Genomic DNA, 22,602 nt, shown 5'->3' with positions numbered 1-22,602 from the left:
ACCATCGACATGAAAACCTCTATGCTAAACTACTCAAAGAATTAAGAGAGAATCCACTCTAAAGTTATCTAGACCCTTTTAAAATTGCTTTAATCAAAATATTCTATACATATCGCTTCAAGGTATTATAGAGTTAAATCTTGAAGTGACTCAAATCGCATTTCCGTATGAGATATTGGATCAATAAATTCAATACTTTTCGCCAAAAGCTGTAAAGGCTGACTAAAAACAGCTTTATCAACATGTTTTACCGTTGGATAAAATTGATCATTTTTTAAAGGTAAGCCCAATGCATTCATATGCACACGCAGTTGATGTTGTTTACCCGTGACCGGTTTTAATTCATATTTTGCCCAGTCATTTTGCACTTCTAAAATATCAATCATGGTGCAACTATTTTCAAGTTTGCCCTCAATGATTTGCATGGTATAAAAGGGCTCACCTTTTGCGAGATGTGCTTTGTATTCAAGTGGAAACTGAAGGTGCTGGTTAAAAGGTGCAATTGCATGGTAGATTTTCTCTACGTGCCGATCAGCAAAAAGTTGTTGATAGAGATGACGTGTTTCAGGATTTTTCGAAAATAAAATCAATCCCGCAGTTTCACGATCGAGTCGATGGATCGGGCTTAATTCAGGATTATTAGTTTCGTATTTTAACCGTGTAAGTAATGTTTGCTTTACATATTGGCCTGTTGGGCTCACGGTCAAAAAGTGTGGCTTATCCACCACCACGATGTGTTCATTTTCAAATAATATTTCATGCGCAAAAGGTACTTCAACCTCTTGTGCAAGCTCACGATAGTAATAAATATGTTGCTCAGACTGATAGGGTGTATCCCTTGTTAAGGCTTGATTCTGTGCATTAAAGACTAACTGATTGTCAAAGCGTTTTGCCCATTCATCAGTAGAAATATGCGGAAAATGCTGACATAAAAAATAAAAGATCGTTTGAGCATGAATATTTGTTTTATCTAAACGTGGCAAAAATACCTGACTTGCGCTGACGCCATCACGCATCGGTGGTTTGATATGATCAGATTTACTTTTCATTGAAGCGAATTACATTGAAGTGAAGCTTTTTGAGAGTATAGAGTTTAAAGCATTATAAATTTTGGATACAGTTTTAAGTTATCTCGATTTTTTTAAGAATTAGTTTTATGGCGTCGTCATTTTTCAGTTGATTTAAATCGTGCGAAGTGACTACTATTTTGATATTATCTGTTCATAAATTTTTAGTGAGCTAAAAAATGCTACAACATCTTGCCAATGCAATGGTGCTTTTGATTGGACTTTTGCATGTTTACATCCTCGTGCTTGAGATGTTTTTATGGGATAAACCAAAGGGTTTAAAAGCGTTTGGGAATAGCTTGGAAAAGGCGCAACTCACCAAAGTCATGGCGCAAAATCAAGGGCTATATAATGGCTTTCTCGCAGCAGGTTTATTTTGGTCATTTTTGGCAACAGCACCATTTTCGACACATTTGGCAAATTTCTTTTTAGCCTGCGTGGCGATTGCCGGTGTTTATGGCGCAGCAACCGCAAGTCGTAAGATATTATTTGTTCAAACTGTACCTGCTGTGATTGCTATAATTCTCGTGAATATCGCATAATTTTTGCAATTATATTTTTTGTACAAGCAAGGATAGATGTGTAAACTCTGAACATGAATTTAGATACATGTATAACCTCAGTTGATGTTATGATTTATCTTCATTTGCACATCTCATAATGTTTTTTGCGATCTATGTCTATTTCCTTATCGACACCATATTCTCAAGCACGATTTCACCTTCACAATGAAAGTGATTCACAGCAGTTAGCGCAAACCCTAGCACAGCATGTCGTGTCGGGTGTGGTGTTTCTGATCGGTGATTTGGGCGCAGGAAAAACCACGCTAACACGCTATTGGATTCAGGCTTTAGGGCATCAAGGTGCGGTGAAAAGTCCAACCTACACCTTAGTCGAGCCATATCATCTCGCTTCGAAAAATATTTATCACTTTGACCTCTATCGTCTGCAAGATCCCTATGAATTAGAACTGATGGGCATTCGTGATTATCTCGAAGAAAAAAATAGTTTGCTGTTGATCGAATGGCCAAGCAAAGGTGAGGGTGTGCTTCGTGCACCCGATATCACTATTGAACTCACTGCCAATGATGATGAAATACGCCTCATCACTATCCACGCTCCGCAGCAGATTATTGGTGCGATTGAGCACGATATCAATACTCACGGCTTTAACGGTGATGCGGAATGACGGTAGAAGCAACTCAGCCTAGTATGCGTGAGCGTTCAACGCGCCGTATTCAGGCTCTCGATGCTGCACTTGCTAACCAAATCGCCGCAGGAGAAGTGATCGAGCGACCTGCGTCGGTGGTCAAAGAGCTCCTCGAAAATGCCATCGACTCGGGAGCGACACGCCTAAGTATTCGTATTGAACAAGGCGGTACCACGCTGATCGAAATCATTGATAATGGTTTTGGCATTCATGCTGATGATTTACCGCTGGCTGTGATGCGTCATGCCACCAGTAAAGTACGATCCGCGGATGAATTGTCTGCGATTCAAAGTCTAGGCTTTCGTGGTGAAGCGTTGGCATCGATCGCAGCGGTTTCCCGTCTAAGCATTGCCAGTAGTCAAAGTGAAGATGGTATTGGTTATCAGATCGAAATTAACGGTGCAGCCTTGCAGCAGGAGCAAGCGGAAGCCATTGCGATGAGTCGTGGTACGCATGTACGTGTGCGAGATTTATTTTTTAATGTGCCTGCACGACGTAAATTTTTAAAGCGGGTTTCTACGGAATATCAGCATATTGAAGAAATTGTACGGCGTATGGCGTTGACGCATTTTGATGTGCATTTTACTCTTGAGCATAATGATCAAATTCGTTTGAATTTGCCAATTGCCGATAGTGGCGAGTTGCGTTATCAGCGGGTGTTACAGCTACTTGGTCGTCAGTTTGCTGAAAATGCCTATTGGATTGATGCGCAAAGTGAAAACCTGCATATGCTGGGTTGGCTAGGTCATCCATCCGATGCACGTGGGCAAGCGGATTTGCAGTACATTTATGTCAATGGTCGCATTGTCAAAGACAAAACCATTAGCCACGCCCTACGCATGGCATACGATGGGATTTTGCACGGTCATCAACATTCGGCATATTTGTTATTTATTGAAATTGATCCGCATGAAATTGATGTCAATGTGCATCCGACCAAGCATGAAATTCGCTTTTTGACGCAACGAGAAGTGCATGAATTTGTACGTCATCATGCCAAGCAAGTGTTGTCGCAGTTCCAAACGGCAAGTGCTGAGCTATCGTCAGCGATGAAACGTGATGATCGTTTTGCGCCCAATCAGCCACGTTATCAAGAAAATTTATCTTTGCATCAGCAAGCGCAAAATGAAAAAAGTAGCAATGCCTCGTTAAATACACATTCACAATCAGATCAACCACATCAGAATCAGCCACATGTTAGCCAACCGCATAGCTATAGCAATCGGGTCAATAAAGATTATGTGGCAAATTCCGTCAGTAGTTATCTTGCACCACTACGTCAACAACAAGACAATGCGAGTAATTCAAATCCCGCTGAAAGCTCAGTAGAAAATCAAAGCCAAATGGATCAGGCGTCGAATCATCCAAGCTCGGATTACCAGACTACTCGTGATGAATATCCACTTGGCATTGCGATTGCACAATTACATGGTATCTATATTTTGGCGCAGAATATCGAAGGTTTGATTATTGTCGATATGCACGCTGCACATGAGCGGATTTTGTTACAACAAATGAAACAGGCGTGGGATCAACCGCAATATTGGCAATCACAACAATTACTGATTCCCAAAGTGGTGAAAATCACTGCAATGCAAGCCACTCGACTGGAGCAACTCCAAGATAAACTTTATCGATTTGGGCTTGATGTTGACCTGTATGGTGATGATCAAGTCTTGGTGCGCGGCGTGCCTGCATTCTTACAAAAAGCAAATTTTGATCGACTGATTCCTGCTTTATTTAACGATCTTGATCCGAATGATAACGTGCAAGTTTTGATGCAAAAACGAGATCATCTACTGGCAACCATGTCTTGTCATGGTGCTGTGCGAGCACATCGTCAGTTGAGCCTAGCAGAGATGAATGCGTTATTACGTCAGATGGAGCAGACTGAATTTGCCAGTCAGTGTAATCACGGACGACCGACTTGGCGAGCCTTTCCGCTTGATCAGTTGGACAAACTTTTTGCACGAGGCGAATAATATGCAGAGTACGCTTCCAGTGATCAATCTTATGGGACCTACAGCCAGTGGCAAAACCGCACTGGCTTGCGAGCTCTATGACACAGGTCAGTTTGAAATCATTTCGGTGGATTCAGCACTGGTCTATCGTGATATGGATATTGGTACAGCCAAACCCAGTACAGCTGAGCAAGCGCAATATCCACACCATTTGATTGATATTATTGATCCAACGCAGGTCTATTCAGCAGCAGAGTTTGTCGAAGATGCTGAACGTTTAATCGACCAAATCCATGCAAAAGGGAAAATTCCACTGTTGGTTGGTGGGACGATGCTGTATTTCAAAAGTTTGCTTGAGGGCTTAGCGGACAATCTACCGAGCGCCGATGCTAATTTACGTGCTGAGATCGAAGCTGAAGCAGCGCAACATGGTTGGGCGCATGTATTTGAAGAATTAAAACATGTTGATCCGATCGCAGGAGAAAAGTTTAAAGTCAGTGATCGTCAGCGTATTATCCGTGCTTTAGAAGTGTATCGTCTGACAGGACAACCAATCACCAAATTGCAAGCTGAGCAAGTGAAAAGCACAACTTATAAATATCAATTTCAAAATTATGCGCTTGTCCTTGATCGGGCAGAATTGCATCAGCGAATTGCGTTAAGATTAGATCAAATGTGGGAAATCGGTTTTTTCAATGAGGTGAAGTCACTTATAGAAAAATATGATGTGAATCAAAGTACACCGTCGATGCGAAGTGTTGGTTATCGTCAAGCTTTAGAATATTTGCAACAAAGTGATACAAATCTCATTTCTTATGAAGAAATGCAGTTAAAAGCGCTGTATGCCACACGACAATTGGCGAAACGTCAATACACTTGGCTAAACTCTTTGCAAAAGCTCCATGATTTTCACAATTTTTATACTATTTCACAAGGACATAAGGACTTGATTAAGCGCTTTAGATAGCGCAAAATTTACAGATCACCTTTATTATAATTTTTTATGAAATACGAAGGTGAATTTTGCGCTGATATTTTAAATTTTTTGGAGTAAAAAAATGTCTAAAGGTCAAACCTTACAAGATCCGTTCCTAAATTCTCTTCGTAAAGAACGTATTCCAGTTTCAATTTTCTTGGTGAATGGTATTAAGCTTCAAGGTCATATCGAATCATTTGACCAATATGTTGTATTGCTGAAAAATACTGTAAGCCAAATGGTGTATAAGCACGCAATTTCTACCGTTGTTCCTGCACGTAATCCACGTCCAGCGGGCGCATCAGGTACTGGCTCGAACCAAGGTGGCTTTGGCGGTGGTCAAGGTGCTGGCTTTGGCGGTGGTCAAGGTGCTGGCTTTGGCGCAAGTCAAGGTGGCTTTGGTGGTCAAGGTGGTGGCTTTGGCGGTCAAGGTGGCTTCGGTGGCGGTCAAGGCGGTGGCTTTGGCGGTCAAGGTGGCTTCGGTGGCGGTCAAGGCGGTGGCTTCGGTGGTCAAGGTGGCTTCGGTGGTCAAGGTGGCTTCGGTGGCGGTCAAGGCGGTTTTGACAACGACCAACAAGATGGTGGTGAAGACGATTCAAACAACAATCGTTAATTCATAACACTGTGAAAAGCTAGGCATTGTCCTAGCTTTTTTTATGAAAATTTTTGATGAATTCGACTTTTAGCCTATTTTCATTTCACAATTTGAATTGATTTAGACCTTGCTAAGCCATTAAAAAAATCATTAAGATAAATGATCTCTTAAGCTCCAAATTCAGGAGTAAAAATGCCCAAGATTTCGCAAGATCACAAACTTTTTATTTTTGATATTGATGGTACGCTTCATACTGATGGTGAGTTGGTAGATGGTGCCGTAGAGCTTTTACAACAATTGCGCCAGTCGCAATTCTTAATCCGCTTTATGACCAATACCACAACGAAGAGCCAACAAATGCTATTGGAGCAATTGCATGATTTTGGTATTGAAGCATCGAGTGAAGAGATACTGAGCGCACCTGAAGCGAGCCGTATTTTGCTGCGTCAAGAACAACAGGCGATAGGGCGAAGTATAAAAATATGGGCTGTGGTCAATAATCATATCAAAGCTGATTTTAATGAGTTTGAGTATAGCGGTGAACGCCCTGATTTTATTGTTATTGGTGACATCGGTGAGGCGTGGTCAATTGATTTATTGAATCAAATCTTTCGTTGCCTAAATCGTGGAGCAAAGCTTATTGCGCTACATAAAAATAAATTTTGGCAAACACGACAAGGTTTAAAGGTTGATATTGGATTATTTATTGCTGGCTTGGAATATGTGTCTGACCATACGGCGTTGATTGTAGGCAAGCCAAACATCACTTTCTTTAAACAAGTACTCGCAAGTGCAAAATGTGATGCGCACCAAGCTGTTTTAATTGGTGATGATATTGATAGCGATATTGGTGGAGCACAGCGTTTGGATATATTCTCGATCTTGGTCAAAACTGGCAAATATCGTGAGGCATATCACGCTGAGTCTACAATTAAGCCTGATTTAGTGATTGATAGTGTGGCTGATCTTTACCAATATTTAGAAAAGTAATTTTTCTACTGATATCATGCGAAGTCATATCAAGTTTGAACTGCACATAAAAAATGCAGTCCAAAAGGGGAATGGACTGCAAAATAAGGTCATCTGCCTGGAGAACAGATCACCTAAAACAAAGACTTAAACTTTTAAAAGTTATGCTAGAGAGAATCGTTGCATAAAAGAGCTTAAGTAATTCGCCTTATTTTATTTATGGGGCTTATTTGGGTAAATTTCAAGCTTAAAATTGCATATTTCATCACAAATTGTTTAAGTTTTGTTTAAGATAAAACATGACATTTGATGAGGTGATGACTGAACATGACGAATGAATTGCAAATTATTGATTTAATTGAAGGGACTGGTAAAGCTGCTGTCAAAGGTGCATTAATTAAAGCGCACTATACTGGATGGCTTGCGGATGGCACTAAATTTGACTCATCACATGATCGAGGACAGCAGTTTCAATGTGTGATTGGCACGGGGCGAGTGATCAAGGGTTGGGATCAAGGCATTCTAGATATCAATACTGGTTCAGGAATAGTTGTTTCTGCGATGAAAGTTGGCGGAAAGCGTAAGTTGATTGTCCCTGCACATTTGGCTTATGGTGAACGTCAAATGGGTAAATTGATTCCGCCAAACTCGGATTTAACTTTTGAAATCGAATTGTTTGAAGTATTAACACGTGATGATTAGGGTCTGTTGACATTTCAACCATGTCTTGCGTTATTGGCTAAAATCACATAAACGAGGCATGAAACGCAGGGAATGGTCACTCCCTTACCAAGTTTCATAACGAAGTTTATGGCAATTTTAGCCATAACCCTTCGGGACAAGGATTTTTTTTGACGCTACGTCGTTATAAATGAATCATTTAGAATGACTAAATTTCTTCATTCATGCCTAGTACCGCCTAAAAAACATCCGTTGTCGCAAACATCTGTGAAATGTCAACAGACCCTAATCCGTTCATACTGAATATCTCTTTGTATAAATATCTCAATGTATAAATAGCTAAAGGAATACATGATGAAATCTCGTGCTGCTGTTGCATTCGCTGCTGGTGAACCATTACAAATTGTTGAAATTGATGTTGCTCCGCCCAAAGCAGGTGAGGTACTGATCAAAATCACGCATACAGGTGTCTGCCATACTGATGCCTTTACTTTATCAGGCGATGATCCTGAAGGTGTGTTTCCTGCAGTACTTGGGCATGAAGGTGCAGGTATCGTGGTTGGGGACAATCGGTGATTATCGGTGTTGCAGGAGCAGGTCAGGAAATTTCAACACGTCCATTCCAATTGGTTACTGGACGAACGTGGAAAGGCACAGCATTTGGTGGAGTCAAAGGGCGTACGCAACTGCCAAAAATGGTTGAAGATGCAATGAAGGTGAAATTGAACTTGCACCTTTTGTCACGCATACCATGCCTCTGGAGCAAATCAATGAGGCATTTGACTTAATGCATGAAGGTAACTCTATTCGCAGTGTGGTGCATTTTTCAGAATAAATACGAAAGTGCTTGTCAAAGCCCTAAACTAGAGGTATGTTGTATCTAAGTTCCATTTTTTTGTTTGTTTGAGCACAGTATGTTAAAGCAACCGATGATTCAAAACGCATATTTTTATTTTTGGCAGTTTAAATAATTGCCCGAATGTGTTTGGGCGTCGGTTGCCCAACAAGTTAATACCTGATCGGCAACCCCGATCAGGTTTTTTTATGCGTGTTGCTCAGATTTAACAAGATTTTTTTAAATGTTTTGGAGATAGAAAATGTATTTAGTCAGTGATTTTTATGCGAATAACTATTTAAAATTTGCAGGGTTTAAATTTGAGCGATTTACAGGTTATTGGCTCTACAACGGCATTGAACATCAAATACATCAACATTCATTACATTTAAAGAGTATAACGTCATGTCAAACCTTAACGCACAACTAAACATTCAACAATTAAACACCGATTCTAAAGTTACATCGCAAAGTACAGCTTTACCTTCTCCTAACGCATTAAAGCAAAAATATGCTTTATCGCAAATTGCACAACAACAGATTTCACAACACCGCCAAGAGATTAAAAATATTTTAAATGGTGATGATCCACGCCTTTTGGTCATTGTTGGACCGTGTTCGATACATGAACCGCAAGCAATCCTTGAATATGCTCAGCGTCTTAAAATTCTTGTTGAGCAGCATCAAAATTCCTTAAAAATCGTTATGCGCACTTACCTTGAAAAACCTCGCAGTACTGTAGGTTGGAAAGGTTATGTCTATGATCCAAGTCTAAAAGGGCAAAGCAATCTGACTGAGGGTTTGCATCTGAGCCGTGAATTATTGGTAAAAATTGCAGAACTTGGTTTGCCGATGGCGACTGAAGTGCTCAATCCGATGTTGAGTCATTATTTTGATGATTTGTACAGTTGGGGTGCGATTGGTGCACGTACTAGTGAATCGCAAATCCATCGTGAGATCGCCAGCGATTTACCGTATGCGTTAGGCTTTAAAAATGGTACAGATGGCAATGTTGATATTGCACTTGATGCGATGCAATCTGCGAGCAATCCACATCAATTTCTCGGTTTAAATGATCAAGGGCAATCGGCACTCATTGAAAGTATTGGTAATGATAGCTTGCAAGTGATTTTACGAGGGAGTCAGCACGGTACAAATTATGACTTAGCATCCGTTCAAGCGGTGCAACAGCGTATGCAAAAACGCAATATGCACGGTGCAATCATCATTGATTGTAGTCATGGCAATAGTCAAAAAAATCCAGATTTGCAACCGCAAGTTTTAAAAACTATTGCTGAACAGCTTGCTGAATCAAAGGTCAAAGGTGTGATGATCGAAAGCCATCTGCAACATGGCAAACAGTCTATTGATGCAGAAGTTCTGCAATATGGCTGTTCGGTGACAGATGGTTGTATTGGTTGGGCTGAAACTGAATCTGCTTTGGCGGATTTGGCACTGCATGTAACGAAATGCCAAAATTCAAAAAATCAGATGAAAGATCAAACATTACAAGAGCTGATTCAAACGCAGAAATTGGAATGTGTTTAAATTGCTTGAGGGCAGTTTATACCGTTAACAGGCGCTCAATGAGCGCTTGATAATGAATCTGAATATCCTGTGCGAGAATGTCAAAAGTATTATCAAACTGCACCATTGGATAGCCTTCCTTCCAAAATGGGAAGGCGTCATTGAGGTCAGGTGTTACCACTGCATCTTCATGTATGATGCTCTGTGAGATCAAAGATAAAACTTGTGCGGTATTTGCACCATCAATGCTGAGGTAATCAATGCCATGTTTTTTGAGCAGACGAATTCGATCTTTTTTAAAGCGGAGTTTGCGAGCTTGTCCTGCATGTAAGTCAAAACGGATGCTAATCGCTCCGGCAAGATATTCTTCAAAACTGGCATTCAACTCCACCAATGCTTTTTTATAACTCTCTTGACGTTGTGCTTTGTTAATGCGTTGCAAAAGTTGAGTCGACGATTTGGTGAGATCCATCTGTTGTAATTTTTCGAGTTTTTCTTGTAATTCAGCAGATAGTGGTACAGATAGATTCGACATGAAAATATACTCAAAAAATTTCAGGCATTATAACTTGCGTGCCGTAGAAATCTATTGCTAATTCTCGCCATAAAAAATGACCGCCCTTAGGCAGTCATTTTACACAATTAAAATAAGGGTTTTAAAAAAGTTACACTTGTTGAATCCCAGCAACTAACCAATCTTCTTGGCTATTTTCAGTTTTAACAAAATGCCAAATCTCAGTAAATGGTTGCGGTAAGCTGTTTAAATCTTCACTCACTGTACCTGTAAAACGTACACTGACCACATATTGACCATTTTCTGTGGCTTGCTCAACGACGTTTGCAGTCAAATTGCTAAATTCTGCAACGTCATGATTATTGACAATTTCTTGGTGCATTTGTTGATACATGTCAGTCGTGAAATATTTGCGAATTTCATCAATATTGCTTCCACTATTCATTGCTTGAATATGGTTAAAGCGTTGACGGGCAAAACGCAAGAATGTCGCAGGCTCTGTGCCATCAGGCAGGGCATTGCCACTGCTCATGGTCGCACCAAACGGCGCACTTGGCGGTGGCGTATTGTTGCTCGCACTGCCACCGTTCAAAGGCTTACCGAAAATATTGGTATTACCTGATAGCGTATTTTGCTTTTGGAATGGACTTTGAGTTGGCGCAGTTTGTGTGCGAGCTTGACCATTGCCATGATTATTTGGTGCGTATGGATTAGCACTATTCCCTGCGAGTTGTTGCTTTTTTGCTGTGAACTTACGGAATAAGAAGAAAGCAATACCTGCGATCAACAGCAACCAAATCCAGCTAAAGCCACTTTTTTCTTCTTCCTGTTGTGTTGGGTTCGATTGGCGATCATCAGCCATCGCATTGGCTGCGACTGCACCAACTGCTGCACCTGCGACACCCGCAGCAACCATACCGCCAACATTCGAACCACGACGTTGGGTTTGCGTATTTGCATTTTGTTGTGCATAGCTGTTTTGGCTAGGATTACTATTATAGCTTTGGCTTGAGCTTTGACGTTTCATACCATAGCTTTTTCCGCCGCCTGCACGCTTTGCTTCAGCAATTGGTACAGCGAGAAAACTGGTGAGGAGAAGAGCGAGTACGGCACTTTGTGCTTTCTTTTGCATAAGATGCAATTTCCATATTAAAAAAATTCTGTTAGATGAATAATGCGGTAATTCTCACAAAATTCAAGTGAAAAGCTGTGACAAGACATTAAAAAATGCGTGTATTTAATGAAGCGTGAATTGTGCAAATTTGCGTTGCAATTTAGCTTCCATCAGCCAGTTGCATCGCTGAATCTAAGGCTTCATGCAATCGAGCAACTGAAATGACATTGAGTCCTTTAATCGCTTGCTGTGGTGCATTGCCACGAGGAACAATCACAGTTTTGAAGCCATGTTTTTGTGCTTCTTTTAAACGCTCTTGACCATTCGGGACAGGGCGAATTTCCCCTGATAAACCCACCTCACCAAATACTGCCAAATGTTGTGGAAGGGCTTTGCCACGTAAACTAGATGCGCAGGCGAGTAACACCGCCAAGTCTGAACCTGTTTCAGTGATCTTTAAACCACCAACAATATTGACATACACATCTTGCCCAACCATCTGCACACCGCCATGACGGTGCATCACGGCAAGAAGCATTGATAAGCGGTTTTGCTCCAAACCAAGTGCCACACGGCGAGGCTGTCCATGCGCATCATCGACCAAAGCTTGTACCTCAACTAGGAGCGGGCGTGTACCTTCACGACTGACCATAACGATCGAACCGGGGATTGCTTCGTCATAACGACTGAGGAAAATTGCCGATGGATTGGCGACTTCTTTTAATCCTTTATCAGTCATGCCAAATACGCCGAGCTCATTCACTGCACCAAAACGGTTTTTTACCGCACGGATCATACGATAGCGTGAGTCTGATTGACCTTCAAAATACAAAACGCAATCGACCATATGCTCAAGTACACGAGGTCCTGCTAGCGAACCTTCTTTCGTCACATGACCGACGATAAATAATGATGTACCTGTATGCTTGGCAAAACGAGTCAGAATCGCCGCCGACTCTCGAATCTGTGATACACCACCTGGTGCGGATTGGATGGTTTCTGTAAATAGCGTTTGAATCGAATCAAGCACAGCCATCTGTGGGCGTTCTTGGACGAGTACTTCACAGATACGTTCTACACAAGTTTCTGCCATGACTTTGAGTGAATTCATGGGTAAATCTAAACGCTTGGCACGCAAGGCAACTTGCGATAAAGATTCTTCACCTGTGATATAGAGTGCAGACTGTTGTCCTGCCATATAGGTCGCAGTTTGCAGGAGAATGGTGGATTTACCAATACCAGGATCACCACCAATAAGTACTACTGAGCCCGTCACTAGACCGCCACCGAGCACACGGTCAAATTCGCCGATACCTGTGGTGGTGCGAGATTCATGGCTGACTTGCACTTGATCGAGTGTGGTAACACTTGAGCTTTGTCCTGCGTAGCCACCTGTTTTAATGCCTGACTTGCCACGATGTGCTGTGGTTGATTCGAGGGTGGTTTCGACCAAACTGTTCCACTCGCCACAATCAGAACATTGTCCTGCCCATTTTGGGTGATCGGTACCACAATGCTCACAGCGATAGACAGTTTTGGCTTTACTCATAAGATAAATCAGGAATTATTGAAATTGAATTTGAATTGATTATAAGGAGAATTGCTTAGCTTGCCAAAGTATAAATGGCTTTGGAAAATTATATGCGACAGATTCAGTCGTGAATAGATTTATAGAATACAAAAACCTGCTGGACGTATCCAACAGGTTTTTAATTTTTCAACTTTTAAAAAGCCTACTTTAAAAACTTAGTACAACTCACCAGACTTACGTTTTGCAATAAAGTCTTTGGTTTGTTTCACTACAATGCCCGATAATAAGAGCAGGGCGATCAAGTTTGGTGCAGCCATTAGACCGTTGAATGTATCCGCCATGAGCCATACGAGATCCAGTGTAGCAACCGTACCAATAAAGATCGACGCAATATAGATCAAACGATATGGTAGAACGAACTTCTCACCGAGTAGGTAGGTGGCACATTTCTCACCGTAATAACACCAACCAAGAATGGTTGAATAAGCGAAGAAGATAATGCCGAAAGTCACAATCCAACCACCAATATCTGGTAACAGCTGACTAAAGGAATCCGTAGTCAATACCGCACCCGTTTTTTCCATAAAGCTACTATCATTGATCATAAATGCCATCGTGAGCACCAAACCAGTGATGGTACATACGATGATCGTGTCAATAAAAGTACCAGTCATGGATACAAGACCTTGACGAACAGGGTGGTCGGTTTTTGCAGCAGCAGCAGCGATCGGTGCAGAACCCATGCCTGCTTCGTTCGAGAACACACCACGTGCCACACCATAACGAATCACCGCACCAATCGCACCACCTACAACCGCCTGACCCGTAAACGCATCTGTGAAGATCAATTTAAATGCAGGGATGATCAAATCAGCATGCATCACGATAATGGTTAAACCACCGATGACATAAATAATCGCCATAAACGGAACAATAAATGTCGAGGCTTTAGCAATCGACTTGATCCCGCCCAAGATCACTAATGCAGAAAGAATCGTAATCACTATACCAACAATCCACGTTTGTGTACCAAAGCTATTTTCTACAGCCAGGGCAACCGTATTGGACTGCACAGAGCTACCGATACCGAACGATGCAAGTGTTCCGAATAAAGCGAACAAAATAGCAAGCCATTTCCATTTCAGACCTTTTTCGATGTAGTACATCGGACCGCCTGACATTTCGCCTTTTTCATTTTCTACACGGAATTTCACCGCCAATACACCTTCGGCATATTTGGTTGCCATACCGAATAGCGCAGTGAGCCACATCCAAAATACTGCACCTGGACCACCGAGTGCACAGGCTGTTGCAACACCTGCAATATTACCTGTACCAATGGTTGCAGCCAGTGCAGTCATCAATGCGCCAAATTGAGAAATATCACCTTTAGCTGATTTTGCACGTTCATGCTTACCGAATACTTGCTTGAATGCGAGTGGTAATAATCGAATTTGTAGAAAGACCAATCTTAAGGTGAGGTAGATACCTGTACCGACCAACAGCATCAGCATTGGTGGGCCCCAAACGAAGTCGCTTAAGACTTTGAACAAGCTTTGTAATTCTTCCATATGATGCTTCTTTTTTCTCTGAAAACCGATTTAGCATATTGAGTTATTTGTTGACAAGCAAGTGACATGCCATAACTTTTGTTTGAAGTGCTCAAATTTTCGAAAAAATGACATGGGTTTTCTATTTTTTAATCAGTTTGTTGTTCGGCAAGCAGATGCTAAATCACGCTATATTTATCAGGTATTTTCAAGCTATACTTTGGGCAATAATTTTTTAAGCGATTTAAATGATGCAATTGATCAAAATCAGTTTAATTTCATTGGTTTCAGCATTGATGTTCAGTCAATTGACTGCATGCGGTCAATCTGGACAGCTCATGTTGCCATCTGATCCAAATATGGATAAGCGTTCGAACTATATTTTGTATAAACAAAATAAATTAGATGCAGAAAAGTCCCTAGCGCAGCCTGCTAACGCTGAACAAGATGCAATAGATCAGACGAAAAAGTAATTTACTTTGAGTCATGATAATCATTGAAGTTAATTTTTTGAAAGAATTGTATTTTAAGGATTTTTAAATGAGTTTTACCCGTCATGCTGGTGTGCTTCACGCCGAGCAATGTTCACTTGAAGATTTGGCAAACCAATATGCCACGCCGCTCTATGTCTATTCAAAATCGGCTTTGACTAAACATTATCAAGATTTAGATCAAGCCTTTGGCTTTATTGATCATCAGATTTGCTTTGCGGTGAAATCCAATTCTAATATTGCAGTGCTTAATGTTTTGGCAAAACTTGGTTCAGGCTTTGATATCGTCACAGGTGGAGAGTTAGCTCGTGTCTTGGCGGCTGGCGGTGATCCTGCAAAAATCGTGTTTTCGGGATTGGGTAAATCAGAAGCTGATATTGAAAAAGCCTTAGAGGTGGGCATTGCGTGTTTTAATGTTGAGTCTTATGCAGAACTCGATCGCATCCAAAAAGTCGCTTCAAGTGCGGATAAAAAAGCGCCAGTTTCCCTACGTGTCAATCCTGATGTCGATGCCAATACCCACCCGTATATTTCAACAGGGCTCAAAGAAAATAAATTCGGTATCCCAAGTGATAGCGTCTATGCAACCTATCAATATGCGGCGAGTTTATCGCATCTGAATATTGTCGGTATTGACTGTCATATCGGTTCACAGCTTACCGAAACTCAGCCATTTGTTGATGCGCTAGATCGTGTCATTGAAATGATTAAACAGCTTAAATCGCTCGGTATCAACATCGAACATATTGATATAGGTGGCGGTTTAGGTGTGGTCTATAAAGATGAAACGCCACCAAGTTTTGCAGAGTATGCCAATGCGATGCGTCCAAAACTGGAGCAGCTTGGGCTAAAAGTTTATATGGAACCAGGGCGTAGTATCAGTGCCAATGCAGGCGTATTGCTTACCAAAGTTGATTTGCTCAAACCAACCAATCACCGCAACTTTGCCATTGTCGATGCAGCGATGAATGATTTAATTCGTCCATCTTTGTACGAGGCATGGATGAACATTGAATCCGTGACTCCAAGTGATAGCGTAGAAAGTAAATCATGGGATATCGTCGGTGCAATCTGTGAAACAGGTGATTTCCTTGGGAAAGATCGTGCGCTTGCATTACAAGAAAATGATATCTTGGCAGTTCAAGGTGCAGGGGCGTATGGTTTTGTGATGAGTTCGAATTACAATAGTCGTGGGCGAGCTGCGGAAGTGATGGTTGATGGCGAGCAGTCGTATCTGATTCGTGAGCGTGAAAGCATCGAATCATTATGGGCGAATGAGCGTCTTTTACCTGAGCAGTCGTCTGAACAAACCACAGAATCTGATATTTAAGCAAAGTCAAAGGAGTAATGCATGATTTTACAATACAGCAAAATGCATGGTCTAGGTAATGACTTTGTTGTGATTGATTTGGTGCGTCAACGTGCATACTTGGATACCTTGACGATTCAACGCATGGCAGATCGTCACTTTGGTATTGGTTTTGATCAATTATTGATTGTTGAGCCACCAGAAGATCCAACAGCAGATTTCAAATATCGAATTTTTAATAGTGATGGCTCGGAAGTTGAGCAGTGTGGTAATGGTGTACGTTGTTTCGCTCGCTTTGTCTATGAACAGCAACTGACTTATAAAACCAAAATCCGTGTGCAAACCAAATCAGGTATTGTCGAGCCTGAACTCGGTGCGAATGGTTGGGTGCGCGTCAATATGGGACAGCCAAAGTTCTTACCTGAACAAATCCCATTTCAAGCGGAACAAGCGCAAGATCTCTATTCACTCCAACTAAAAGATGCAGAAATCAGCATTGATGTGGTGAATATGGGTAATCCGCATGCAGTGACTTTGGTGGATGATGTCTTGACCGCAGATGTCGCAACGATCGGTCCACAGATTGAGTCACATGAGCGTTTTCCTGAGCGTGTCAACGCAGGCTTCTTACAAGTGATTTCACGTAATAAAGCACGTCTTCGTGTCTATGAACGTGGCGTTGGTGAAACGCTCGCCTGTGGTACAGGTGCATGTGCCGCAGTAGTTAGCGGTATTCGTCGTGGATTGCTAGACAGTAATGTCGATATTGAACTGGCAGGTGGCATGCTCAATATTGCATGGACGGATGGTGAACCTGTATGGATGACAGGACCGACGGCGACTGTCTATGAAGGGCGTTTTGATCTGCGTTATTTTCAAAGTTAAATTTTCAGGTTAAGTATTTATCCAAAGGACGAAGGATAAAAGCAGATGACAAATCAAACATCTAATCAACATTCGCATAAAGACTATCTTTATGCATGGTTAGATATGTTATCCGTTCAACAGCATTCGCAAAATACCATCGAAGCGTATCATCGTGATGTGCAAAGTTTTCTGCAATATTGCCTTGAGCAGCAGATTCAGATTCAAGATGTTGAACTATCTGATCTACGGCAATATTTGAGCTTTTGTGTAGAACAGAAGAATTGGTCGAATCAAAGCATGCAACGTGCTTTGTCGGCGATTCGTCAGTTTATGCAATGGCTACAAAATCAAGGCGTGCATGACAATGCACAGATACAAGATTTTAAAATCAAACGTCAGCCTCGACCACTGCCTGGTATGCTATCTCCTGAGAATATTCAACAACTGCTTGATCAGCCTGCACCACTTGCTGAAAATCAACAATGGCTGTGGGCTCGTGATAAGGCGATGCTCGAACTACTTTATTCAAGTGGCTTGCGTCTAAATGAGTTGGTCGAGTTAAAGCTGAATGACATTGCTTGGTCAGAGCAATTGATTCGGGTAACAGGTAAAGGCAACAAAACCCGAGTGATTCCTTTTGGGCAAAAAGCCGAACAGGCTTTAAAACAATGGTTGACTGTACGATTGCAAAAGCCAGTTGATCATCATTTCGTTTTTATCTCACAAAATGGTCAGCAAATTTCTGATCGTCAGGTACAAAATCGAGTCAAACAGCAAGCGCAACGTGCAGGATTGAGTGCTGATTTACATCCGCATTTGCTACGGCATTGTTTTGCTAGTCATATGCTCTCGGCAAGTGGTGATCTACGTGCAGTGCAGGAGATGCTCGGACATAGTAACTTGAGTACCACGCAAGTCTATACACATCTAGATTTTGAGCATTTGGCGAAGATTTATGATCAATCGCATCCGAGAGCAAAAAAGACTTAACTTTCATTGCCTTTAAGCATTCACAGCTAATTTCAGCAGGAAAATCGCCATGAATATGCAACAATTTGAACAATGTCGTGACTCTATTGAAAACATTTTAGAAGAATATCGAAGCATTATCGGCAAAGACTTTATTGGCTATCAAAATCATTGTATTCGTATGGCAGGCTGTTGTTTGGCATTTCTTTCACAGCGAACGCAAAATATAGATATAGATACAGTTGAAAAGATCGCTATTGCAGCCGCTTTTCATGATATTGGGATCTGGACGGCAAATACGATTGACTATCTCGAGCCGAGTATTCCGCCAATGCTTGAGTATTTGGCAGAGCAACAGAAGGAACATTGGTCAGATGAAATTCGTGTGATGATTCTTGAACATCATAAAATCACCACAACGCAGTACCAGCAATATCCATTGGTTGAGATTTTCCGTAAAGCAGATTTAGCAGATTTTTCACTTGGTTTGGTGCGTTCTGGTGTGCCAAAAGCAACAATACAGTTTTTAAAGCGTAAATATCCAAATGCAGGATTTCATAAAAGGCTGATCGAGTTAACCGTAAGCAATTTGCCAAAATCACCGCTGAATCCCTTGCCAATGATGAAATGGTGAATGTTCGTGTGAAATCATCTGTCTAAATAATCATCATTCGCAATTTGGAGTTGTGACGCTTTGGTCATGCTATGTTTATGAATTTTAGTCAAAAACTTTATTTATAAAAGTGATAGATATAAGTTCTTTATTTATGTTTAATGCTTTAATTTTTTTCGTTTTAAATTTAAATTTGCTTGCATAGCTGATTGTATTTAAAGGTAATTACATTTAAGCAATGACATTTTTCACCATTCAAAATGGACAATCAAAAATACAAGCAGATCGGACAATTGGTATTTGCGACCCAAATTATTCACATTAGGCAATAATATTTAGCCAAGCTGATCCATTATCATGCCGTCAAAATGGTCAATTGGGTGATGTTTTTTACGACTTTTTACATCAACGCCTTGATTGTGACTTGACCGTGACACCCAATGCAATGCAAGATAAGGCACGATAATTTTAAGCAAAGTTGTTTGCAGTGCAAAAGCACTATTGTTAGACACTTTATAAACTCTCATCTGAAAGAGCCGAGGAATTACATGAAGGCACTTGTTGCTGTAAAACGTGTGGTAGATGCCAACGTGAAAGTACGCGTAAAAGCGGACAATAGCGGTGTTGATTTGACCAATGTAAAAATGTCAATCAACCCATTCTGTGAAATCGCTGTTGAAGAAGCAGTACGCTTGAAAGAAAAAGGTACAGTTTCTGAAATCGTTGTGGTTTCAATCGGTCCTAAAGAAGCGCAAGAGCAAATCCGTTCGGCAATGGCACTTGGTGCAGACCGTGGTATCTTGGTAGAAACTGCTGATGACATCGGTGCTTTAGAAGTTGCAAAAACATTGAAAGCAATCGTTGAAGCTGAAAAGCCTGAATTGATTCTTTTGGGTAAACAAGCGATTGATGACGACTCAAACCAAGTTGGTCAGATGCTTGGCGCATTGCTTGGCGCTGGTCAAGGTACTTTCGCTTCAGAAGTAAAAGTTGACGGCGGAAAAGTTCAAGTCACTCGTGAAATCGACGGTGGTCTACAAACTGTTGAATTGCAACTTCCTGCAATCATTACTACAGACTTACGTTTGAACGAACCACGTTATGCTGCATTGCCTAACATCATGAAAGCACGTAAAAAACCGCTTGAAACAAAATCTCTTGCAGATTACGGCGTAACTGCGGGTACAAACCTTAAAACAGTTAAGGTTGAACCACCTGCAGAGCGTAAAGCTGGCGTACAAGTGAAGTCTGTTGACGAGCTTGTAGAAAAATTGAAAAACGAAGCAAAAGTAATCTAATACAGAGGGATAAAAAATCATGAGTATTTTAGTTCTTGCTGATCACAATAACGAAACACTTAACGGTGCGACTTTAAACGTTGTTGCTGCAGCTCAAAAAATCGGTGGTGATATCACTGTATTGGTCGCAGGTTCTGGTGCGCAAGCGGTTGCTGATGCAGCTGCGAAAGTTGCTGGCGTAAGCAAAGTATTGCTTGCTGATAACGCTGCATATGCAAACCAATTGGCTGAAAATGTAGCGGCTTTGGTTGCTGACGTTGCAAAAGGTGGCTACAAGCACGTTCTTGCAGCATCAACCACAACTGGTAAAAATATCTTGCCACGTGTCGCTGCACTTCTAGACGTAAGCATGATCACTGACATTATCGCTGTTGATTCTGCGACGACTTTCAAACGTCCAATCTATGCAGGTAATGCGATCGCAACTGTCGAATCTTCTGAATCAATCGTAGTGGGTACAGTACGAGGTACAGCGTTTGATGCTGTAGCAGCAGAAGGTGGTTCAGCGGCTGTTGAAGCGGTCAGCGATGCAAAAGATGCGGGTATTTCTAAGTTTGTATCTGAAGAAATCGTGAAGCTTGACCGTCCAGAATTGACTGCTGCACGTATCGTTGTATCAGGTGGTCGTGGTGTAGGTTCTGGTGAAAACTACCACAAAGTCCTTGATCCATTGGCTGATAAGCTTGGTGCAGCTCAAGGTGCATCTCGTGCGGCAGTAGATGCTGGCTTTGTACCAAACGACTTCCAAGTCGGTCAAACTGGTAAAATCGTTGCTCCTGATCTATACATGGCGATTGGTATCTCTGGTGCGATTCAGCACTTGGCAGGTATGAAAGATTCTAAAGTGATCGTTGCGATAAACAAAGATGAAGAAGCGCCAATCAATGGTGTTGCAGACTACTGGTTAGTTGCGGACTTGAATACAGCAGTACCTGAGTTGGTATCTAAACTTTAATGTTTAACTAACTCAACATCTGTTGTAAGAAAAACGCTCTAAGGAAACTTAGGGCGTTTTTTATATTTGATGCGCTTAATTTACATTGCAATTTAAATCATGATGTAACAATGTGGTGTAAGCTAAAATCTAAAAAACCGACACAGATAAAATTAGGGTTTCTTTAATGATATCATTCCAAGCATATTTCCTAAAGTTGGCAAGATATAATCAATGGGCAAATCAACAATTGTATGACGTGCTGAATACATTGGATGATTCACAGCTTAATCAACTCCAACCAAATTTCTTTGACAGCATCATCAAGACGGCAAATCATATTTGGGTTGGTGATACGCTTTGGCTTGGACGTATAGATGGCAATCAACCTGCAAAATATCAACTCGATAGTGTGGTTTTTTATAATATTCGAAACCTAACTAAAGCGAGAGTACAACTCGATCAAGAAATTATTCAATACATTGAAAAATTAACGGAACAAGACATTCTTGGAAAAGTCACATATTCACGCTGGGGGGAGATGATGCAAGAAAATTTGTATGATGTATTGGCACATCTGTTTAATCATCAAACACACCACCGTGGTCAGTTGCATAGCATGGTATTTGCAATCACAGGGCAGTCCGTTGCTTTAGATCTGATCATTTTTCAACGCATCAAATAATAAAAACGACTTAATTTTTTGACCCAATTCTCAAAGCCATTCTAAATTGATAATTCGATAAAATTACATTGTTTTGACTTCGTATATAGTGTTTAAAGGGCTTTACAGAGTCCATAAGGATATATACATACACAAGGGTGATTTCGTGATGAAGAAGATATTTCAAACATTAATTGTATCGTCAACGCTCATGATGAGTGCAATGGCTACGTTTGCAGCTAGTCCTATTGTAGGCTATTGGAAAAGTATTGATGACCGTACAGGCGAGCCATTATCTTTAATAGAAATCAAGCAAGAGAAAGATGGAACGTATTCTGGAACGATTATCCATCGTTATCCGAATCAAGGTGGGCATACCTTAACGACTTGTGCAAAGTGCCCAGAACCATTTAAAGATAAGCCATTAGTAGGTTTGAAGATTTTGACTGGCTTCACTGAGCTTGCGAAAAAGCCAGGTTATTATGTCAATGGCAAAGTGGTCGATGCAAAAAGCGGTGGCGTGTATAAAGGTAAAGCCAACGTCAGTAAAAATGGTCGTCGTCTAAATATGCGTGGCTATATTGGCGTATCTTTACTTGGTCGCTCAAATGTTTGGGTGCGTAGTGAGAGTGCAACGCCATAATATGCGAGATTGCTAATACGCATTTTTTACAGGAAGTGAATGAGCCAAACAATTAAAATATTGTTTGGCTTTTTTATTATGCGATTTGATATTTTATAAATGTTCCACGCAGATTTTATAATAGATTTTCTTTGAATTTATCTGTGCAAAAATGAACAATAAAAGTCGGCTTTTTTTCGGTAAATTTGGCATTTTATGCTATACTTTCAATGTTGATTTTTAGCTCACATAATTTATTTTTAAGTGCTTATATTTAAGTCATTTTTTGCTTCAAATCTGATTTT

Annotated in this window: 24 protein-coding genes and 1 pseudogene; 19 read left to right on the top strand and 6 right to left on the bottom strand. The window is 41.0% G+C overall.

Annotated features, from left to right (window positions below; genetic code table 11):
- Nucleotides 1-125: 125 nt before the first annotated feature.
- Entirely contained in the window at nt 126-1,049 is a 924-nt protein-coding gene (locus MKI79_RS10460) for a pseudouridine synthase (protein WP_241573175.1), read from the bottom strand.
- Between the two features lie 197 nt (nt 1,050-1,246).
- Between MKI79_RS10460 and MKI79_RS10455 the strand changes: the two genes are divergently transcribed.
- The 10 genes and pseudogenes from MKI79_RS10455 (at nt 1,247) to MKI79_RS10415 (ending at nt 9,842) form a co-directional block, all read left to right on the top strand.
- Nucleotides 1,247-1,609 (top strand): DUF1304 domain-containing protein, encoded by a 363-nt coding sequence (locus MKI79_RS10455; protein ID WP_241573172.1) that lies wholly within the window; start codon nt 1,247-1,249, stop codon nt 1,607-1,609.
- A 134-nt stretch (nt 1,610-1,743) separates the two neighbouring features.
- A complete protein-coding gene (gene tsaE / locus MKI79_RS10450; protein WP_241573168.1) occupies nt 1,744-2,256 on the top strand; it encodes a tRNA (adenosine(37)-N6)-threonylcarbamoyltransferase complex ATPase subunit type 1 TsaE in 513 nt (170 codons plus the stop codon).
- Nucleotides 2,257-2,279: 23 nt separating this feature from the next.
- Nucleotides 2,280-4,259 (top strand): DNA mismatch repair endonuclease MutL, encoded by a 1,980-nt coding sequence (gene mutL / locus MKI79_RS10445; protein ID WP_241573188.1) that lies wholly within the window; start codon nt 2,280-2,282, stop codon nt 4,257-4,259.
- A 1-nt stretch (nt 4,260) separates the two neighbouring features.
- Nucleotides 4,261-5,205, top strand: coding sequence for a tRNA (adenosine(37)-N6)-dimethylallyltransferase MiaA (miaA, locus tag MKI79_RS10440; RefSeq protein ID WP_241573161.1), 945 nt, complete (start codon nt 4,261-4,263; stop codon nt 5,203-5,205).
- 91 nt (nt 5,206-5,296) lie between these two features.
- On the top strand, nt 5,297-5,827 hold the full coding sequence (hfq, locus tag MKI79_RS10435) for an RNA chaperone Hfq (protein WP_241573158.1): 531 nt from the start codon (nt 5,297-5,299) through the stop codon (nt 5,825-5,827).
- 174 nt (nt 5,828-6,001) lie between these two features.
- Complete coding sequence (locus tag MKI79_RS10430) at nt 6,002-6,799, top strand: TIGR01458 family HAD-type hydrolase (RefSeq protein WP_241573150.1); 798 nt, start codon at nt 6,002-6,004, stop codon at nt 6,797-6,799.
- A gap of 306 nt (nt 6,800-7,105) precedes the next feature.
- Entirely contained in the window at nt 7,106-7,480 is a 375-nt protein-coding gene (locus MKI79_RS10425; RefSeq protein ID WP_241573149.1) for an FKBP-type peptidyl-prolyl cis-trans isomerase, read from the top strand.
- 330 nt (nt 7,481-7,810) lie between these two features.
- A complete protein-coding gene (locus MKI79_RS11795) occupies nt 7,811-8,035 on the top strand; it encodes an alcohol dehydrogenase catalytic domain-containing protein (RefSeq protein ID WP_456055764.1) in 225 nt (74 codons plus the stop codon).
- A pseudogene (locus MKI79_RS11790) lies at nt 8,005-8,294 on the top strand (S-(hydroxymethyl)glutathione dehydrogenase); the annotation flags it as partial. The gene MKI79_RS11795 and the pseudogene MKI79_RS11790, both read left to right, overlap by 31 nt.
- 405 nt (nt 8,295-8,699) lie before the next feature.
- A complete protein-coding gene (locus MKI79_RS10415; RefSeq protein WP_241573145.1) occupies nt 8,700-9,842 on the top strand; it encodes a 3-deoxy-7-phosphoheptulonate synthase in 1,143 nt (380 codons plus the stop codon).
- Between the two features lie 16 nt (nt 9,843-9,858).
- Here the strand turns inward: MKI79_RS10415 and MKI79_RS10410 are convergent, their stop codons facing one another.
- From MKI79_RS10410 to MKI79_RS10395, 4 genes are all read right to left on the bottom strand, one after another.
- The gene (locus MKI79_RS10410; RefSeq protein ID WP_241573142.1) at nt 9,859-10,356 is read right to left on the bottom strand and encodes a hypothetical protein; all 498 of its coding nucleotides are present in this window, start codon (nt 10,354-10,356) and stop codon (nt 9,859-9,861) included.
- 130 nt (nt 10,357-10,486) lie between these two features.
- Nucleotides 10,487-11,467 (bottom strand): Tim44 domain-containing protein, encoded by a 981-nt coding sequence (locus MKI79_RS10405; RefSeq protein ID WP_241573140.1) that lies wholly within the window; start codon nt 11,465-11,467, stop codon nt 10,487-10,489.
- Nucleotides 11,468-11,609: 142 nt separating this feature from the next.
- Nucleotides 11,610-12,998, bottom strand: coding sequence for a DNA repair protein RadA (radA, locus tag MKI79_RS10400; protein ID WP_241573138.1), 1,389 nt, complete (start codon nt 12,996-12,998; stop codon nt 11,610-11,612).
- A gap of 197 nt (nt 12,999-13,195) precedes the next feature.
- Nucleotides 13,196-14,551, bottom strand: coding sequence for an alanine/glycine:cation symporter family protein (locus MKI79_RS10395; protein WP_241573134.1), 1,356 nt, complete (start codon nt 14,549-14,551; stop codon nt 13,196-13,198).
- 227 nt (nt 14,552-14,778) lie between these two features.
- Here MKI79_RS10395 and MKI79_RS10390 point away from each other — a divergent pair, with 227 nt between their 5' ends.
- From MKI79_RS10390 to MKI79_RS10370, 5 genes are all read left to right on the top strand, one after another.
- Nucleotides 14,779-15,003, top strand: coding sequence for a hypothetical protein (locus MKI79_RS10390; protein ID WP_407651634.1), 225 nt, complete (start codon nt 14,779-14,781; stop codon nt 15,001-15,003).
- Nucleotides 15,004-15,070: 67 nt separating this feature from the next.
- Nucleotides 15,071-16,351 carry a diaminopimelate decarboxylase gene (gene lysA / locus MKI79_RS10385; protein WP_241573132.1) on the top strand — a complete coding sequence of 427 codons (1,281 nt, stop codon included), beginning with the start codon at nt 15,071-15,073 and terminating at the stop codon, nt 16,349-16,351.
- 21 nt (nt 16,352-16,372) lie between these two features.
- Nucleotides 16,373-17,215 carry a diaminopimelate epimerase gene (gene dapF, locus MKI79_RS10380; RefSeq protein WP_241573131.1) on the top strand — a complete coding sequence of 281 codons (843 nt, stop codon included), beginning with the start codon at nt 16,373-16,375 and terminating at the stop codon, nt 17,213-17,215.
- Nucleotides 17,216-17,260: 45 nt separating this feature from the next.
- Complete coding sequence (gene xerA, locus MKI79_RS10375) at nt 17,261-18,187, top strand: site-specific tyrosine recombinase/integron integrase (protein ID WP_407651633.1); 927 nt, start codon at nt 17,261-17,263, stop codon at nt 18,185-18,187.
- Nucleotides 18,188-18,236: 49 nt separating this feature from the next.
- The gene (locus tag MKI79_RS10370) at nt 18,237-18,800 is read left to right on the top strand and encodes an HD domain-containing protein (RefSeq protein WP_241573129.1); all 564 of its coding nucleotides are present in this window, start codon (nt 18,237-18,239) and stop codon (nt 18,798-18,800) included.
- A 314-nt stretch (nt 18,801-19,114) separates the two neighbouring features.
- Here the strand turns inward: MKI79_RS10370 and MKI79_RS10365 are convergent, their stop codons facing one another.
- Nucleotides 19,115-19,291 carry a hypothetical protein gene (locus MKI79_RS10365; RefSeq protein ID WP_241573128.1) on the bottom strand — a complete coding sequence of 59 codons (177 nt, stop codon included), beginning with the start codon at nt 19,289-19,291 and terminating at the stop codon, nt 19,115-19,117.
- A 36-nt stretch (nt 19,292-19,327) separates the two neighbouring features.
- On the opposite strand from MKI79_RS10365, the gene MKI79_RS10360 reads away from it, so the two are divergent.
- The 4 genes from MKI79_RS10360 to MKI79_RS10345 all read left to right on the top strand — a co-directional run bounded on the left by MKI79_RS10360 (nt 19,328) and on the right by MKI79_RS10345 (nt 22,318).
- Nucleotides 19,328-20,077 (top strand): electron transfer flavoprotein subunit beta/FixA family protein, encoded by a 750-nt coding sequence (locus tag MKI79_RS10360; protein WP_241573126.1) that lies wholly within the window; start codon nt 19,328-19,330, stop codon nt 20,075-20,077.
- A 19-nt stretch (nt 20,078-20,096) separates the two neighbouring features.
- A complete protein-coding gene (locus MKI79_RS10355; protein WP_241573125.1) occupies nt 20,097-21,032 on the top strand; it encodes an FAD-binding protein in 936 nt (311 codons plus the stop codon).
- A 166-nt stretch (nt 21,033-21,198) separates the two neighbouring features.
- Nucleotides 21,199-21,696, top strand: a complete 498-nt coding sequence (locus MKI79_RS10350; protein ID WP_241573123.1) for a DinB family protein — start codon at nt 21,199-21,201, stop codon at nt 21,694-21,696.
- 145 nt (nt 21,697-21,841) lie between these two features.
- Nucleotides 21,842-22,318, top strand: a complete 477-nt coding sequence (locus MKI79_RS10345; protein ID WP_407651632.1) for a DUF2147 domain-containing protein — start codon at nt 21,842-21,844, stop codon at nt 22,316-22,318.
- Nucleotides 22,319-22,602 lie beyond the last annotated feature (284 nt).

The organism is Acinetobacter sedimenti (assembly GCF_022601685.1).
In the GTDB taxonomy this organism is placed as follows: domain Bacteria; phylum Pseudomonadota; class Gammaproteobacteria; order Pseudomonadales; family Moraxellaceae; genus Acinetobacter; species Acinetobacter sedimenti.
Note: the sequence above shows the minus strand (reverse complement) of the source record. Positions and strands in the feature narration are given on the sequence as shown.

Coding starts and splice junctions, on each gene's coding strand:
- MKI79_RS10460 (WP_241573175.1), bottom strand. CDS start 1,049: ATGAAAAGTAAATCTGATCATATCAAACCACCGATGCGTGATGGCGTC.
- MKI79_RS10455 (WP_241573172.1), top strand. CDS start 1,247: ATGCTACAACATCTTGCCAATGCAATGGTGCTTTTGATTGGACTTTTG.
- tsaE (WP_241573168.1), top strand. CDS start 1,744: ATGTCTATTTCCTTATCGACACCATATTCTCAAGCACGATTTCACCTT.
- mutL (WP_241573188.1), top strand. CDS start 2,280: ATGCGTGAGCGTTCAACGCGCCGTATTCAGGCTCTCGATGCTGCACTT.
- miaA (WP_241573161.1), top strand. CDS start 4,261: ATGCAGAGTACGCTTCCAGTGATCAATCTTATGGGACCTACAGCCAGT.
- hfq (WP_241573158.1), top strand. CDS start 5,297: ATGTCTAAAGGTCAAACCTTACAAGATCCGTTCCTAAATTCTCTTCGT.
- MKI79_RS10430 (WP_241573150.1), top strand. CDS start 6,002: ATGCCCAAGATTTCGCAAGATCACAAACTTTTTATTTTTGATATTGAT.
- MKI79_RS10425 (WP_241573149.1), top strand. CDS start 7,106: ATGACGAATGAATTGCAAATTATTGATTTAATTGAAGGGACTGGTAAA.
- MKI79_RS11795 (WP_456055764.1), top strand. CDS start 7,811: ATGATGAAATCTCGTGCTGCTGTTGCATTCGCTGCTGGTGAACCATTA.
- MKI79_RS10415 (WP_241573145.1), top strand. CDS start 8,700: ATGTCAAACCTTAACGCACAACTAAACATTCAACAATTAAACACCGAT.
- MKI79_RS10410 (WP_241573142.1), bottom strand. CDS start 10,356: ATGTCGAATCTATCTGTACCACTATCTGCTGAATTACAAGAAAAACTC.
- MKI79_RS10405 (WP_241573140.1), bottom strand. CDS start 11,467: ATGCAAAAGAAAGCACAAAGTGCCGTACTCGCTCTTCTCCTCACCAGT.
- radA (WP_241573138.1), bottom strand. CDS start 12,998: ATGAGTAAAGCCAAAACTGTCTATCGCTGTGAGCATTGTGGTACCGAT.
- MKI79_RS10395 (WP_241573134.1), bottom strand. CDS start 14,551: ATGGAAGAATTACAAAGCTTGTTCAAAGTCTTAAGCGACTTCGTTTGG.
- MKI79_RS10390 (WP_407651634.1), top strand. CDS start 14,779: ATGATGCAATTGATCAAAATCAGTTTAATTTCATTGGTTTCAGCATTG.
- lysA (WP_241573132.1), top strand. CDS start 15,071: ATGAGTTTTACCCGTCATGCTGGTGTGCTTCACGCCGAGCAATGTTCA.
- dapF (WP_241573131.1), top strand. CDS start 16,373: ATGATTTTACAATACAGCAAAATGCATGGTCTAGGTAATGACTTTGTT.
- xerA (WP_407651633.1), top strand. CDS start 17,261: ATGACAAATCAAACATCTAATCAACATTCGCATAAAGACTATCTTTAT.
- MKI79_RS10370 (WP_241573129.1), top strand. CDS start 18,237: ATGAATATGCAACAATTTGAACAATGTCGTGACTCTATTGAAAACATT.
- MKI79_RS10360 (WP_241573126.1), top strand. CDS start 19,328: ATGAAGGCACTTGTTGCTGTAAAACGTGTGGTAGATGCCAACGTGAAA.
- MKI79_RS10355 (WP_241573125.1), top strand. CDS start 20,097: ATGAGTATTTTAGTTCTTGCTGATCACAATAACGAAACACTTAACGGT.
- MKI79_RS10350 (WP_241573123.1), top strand. CDS start 21,199: ATGATATCATTCCAAGCATATTTCCTAAAGTTGGCAAGATATAATCAA.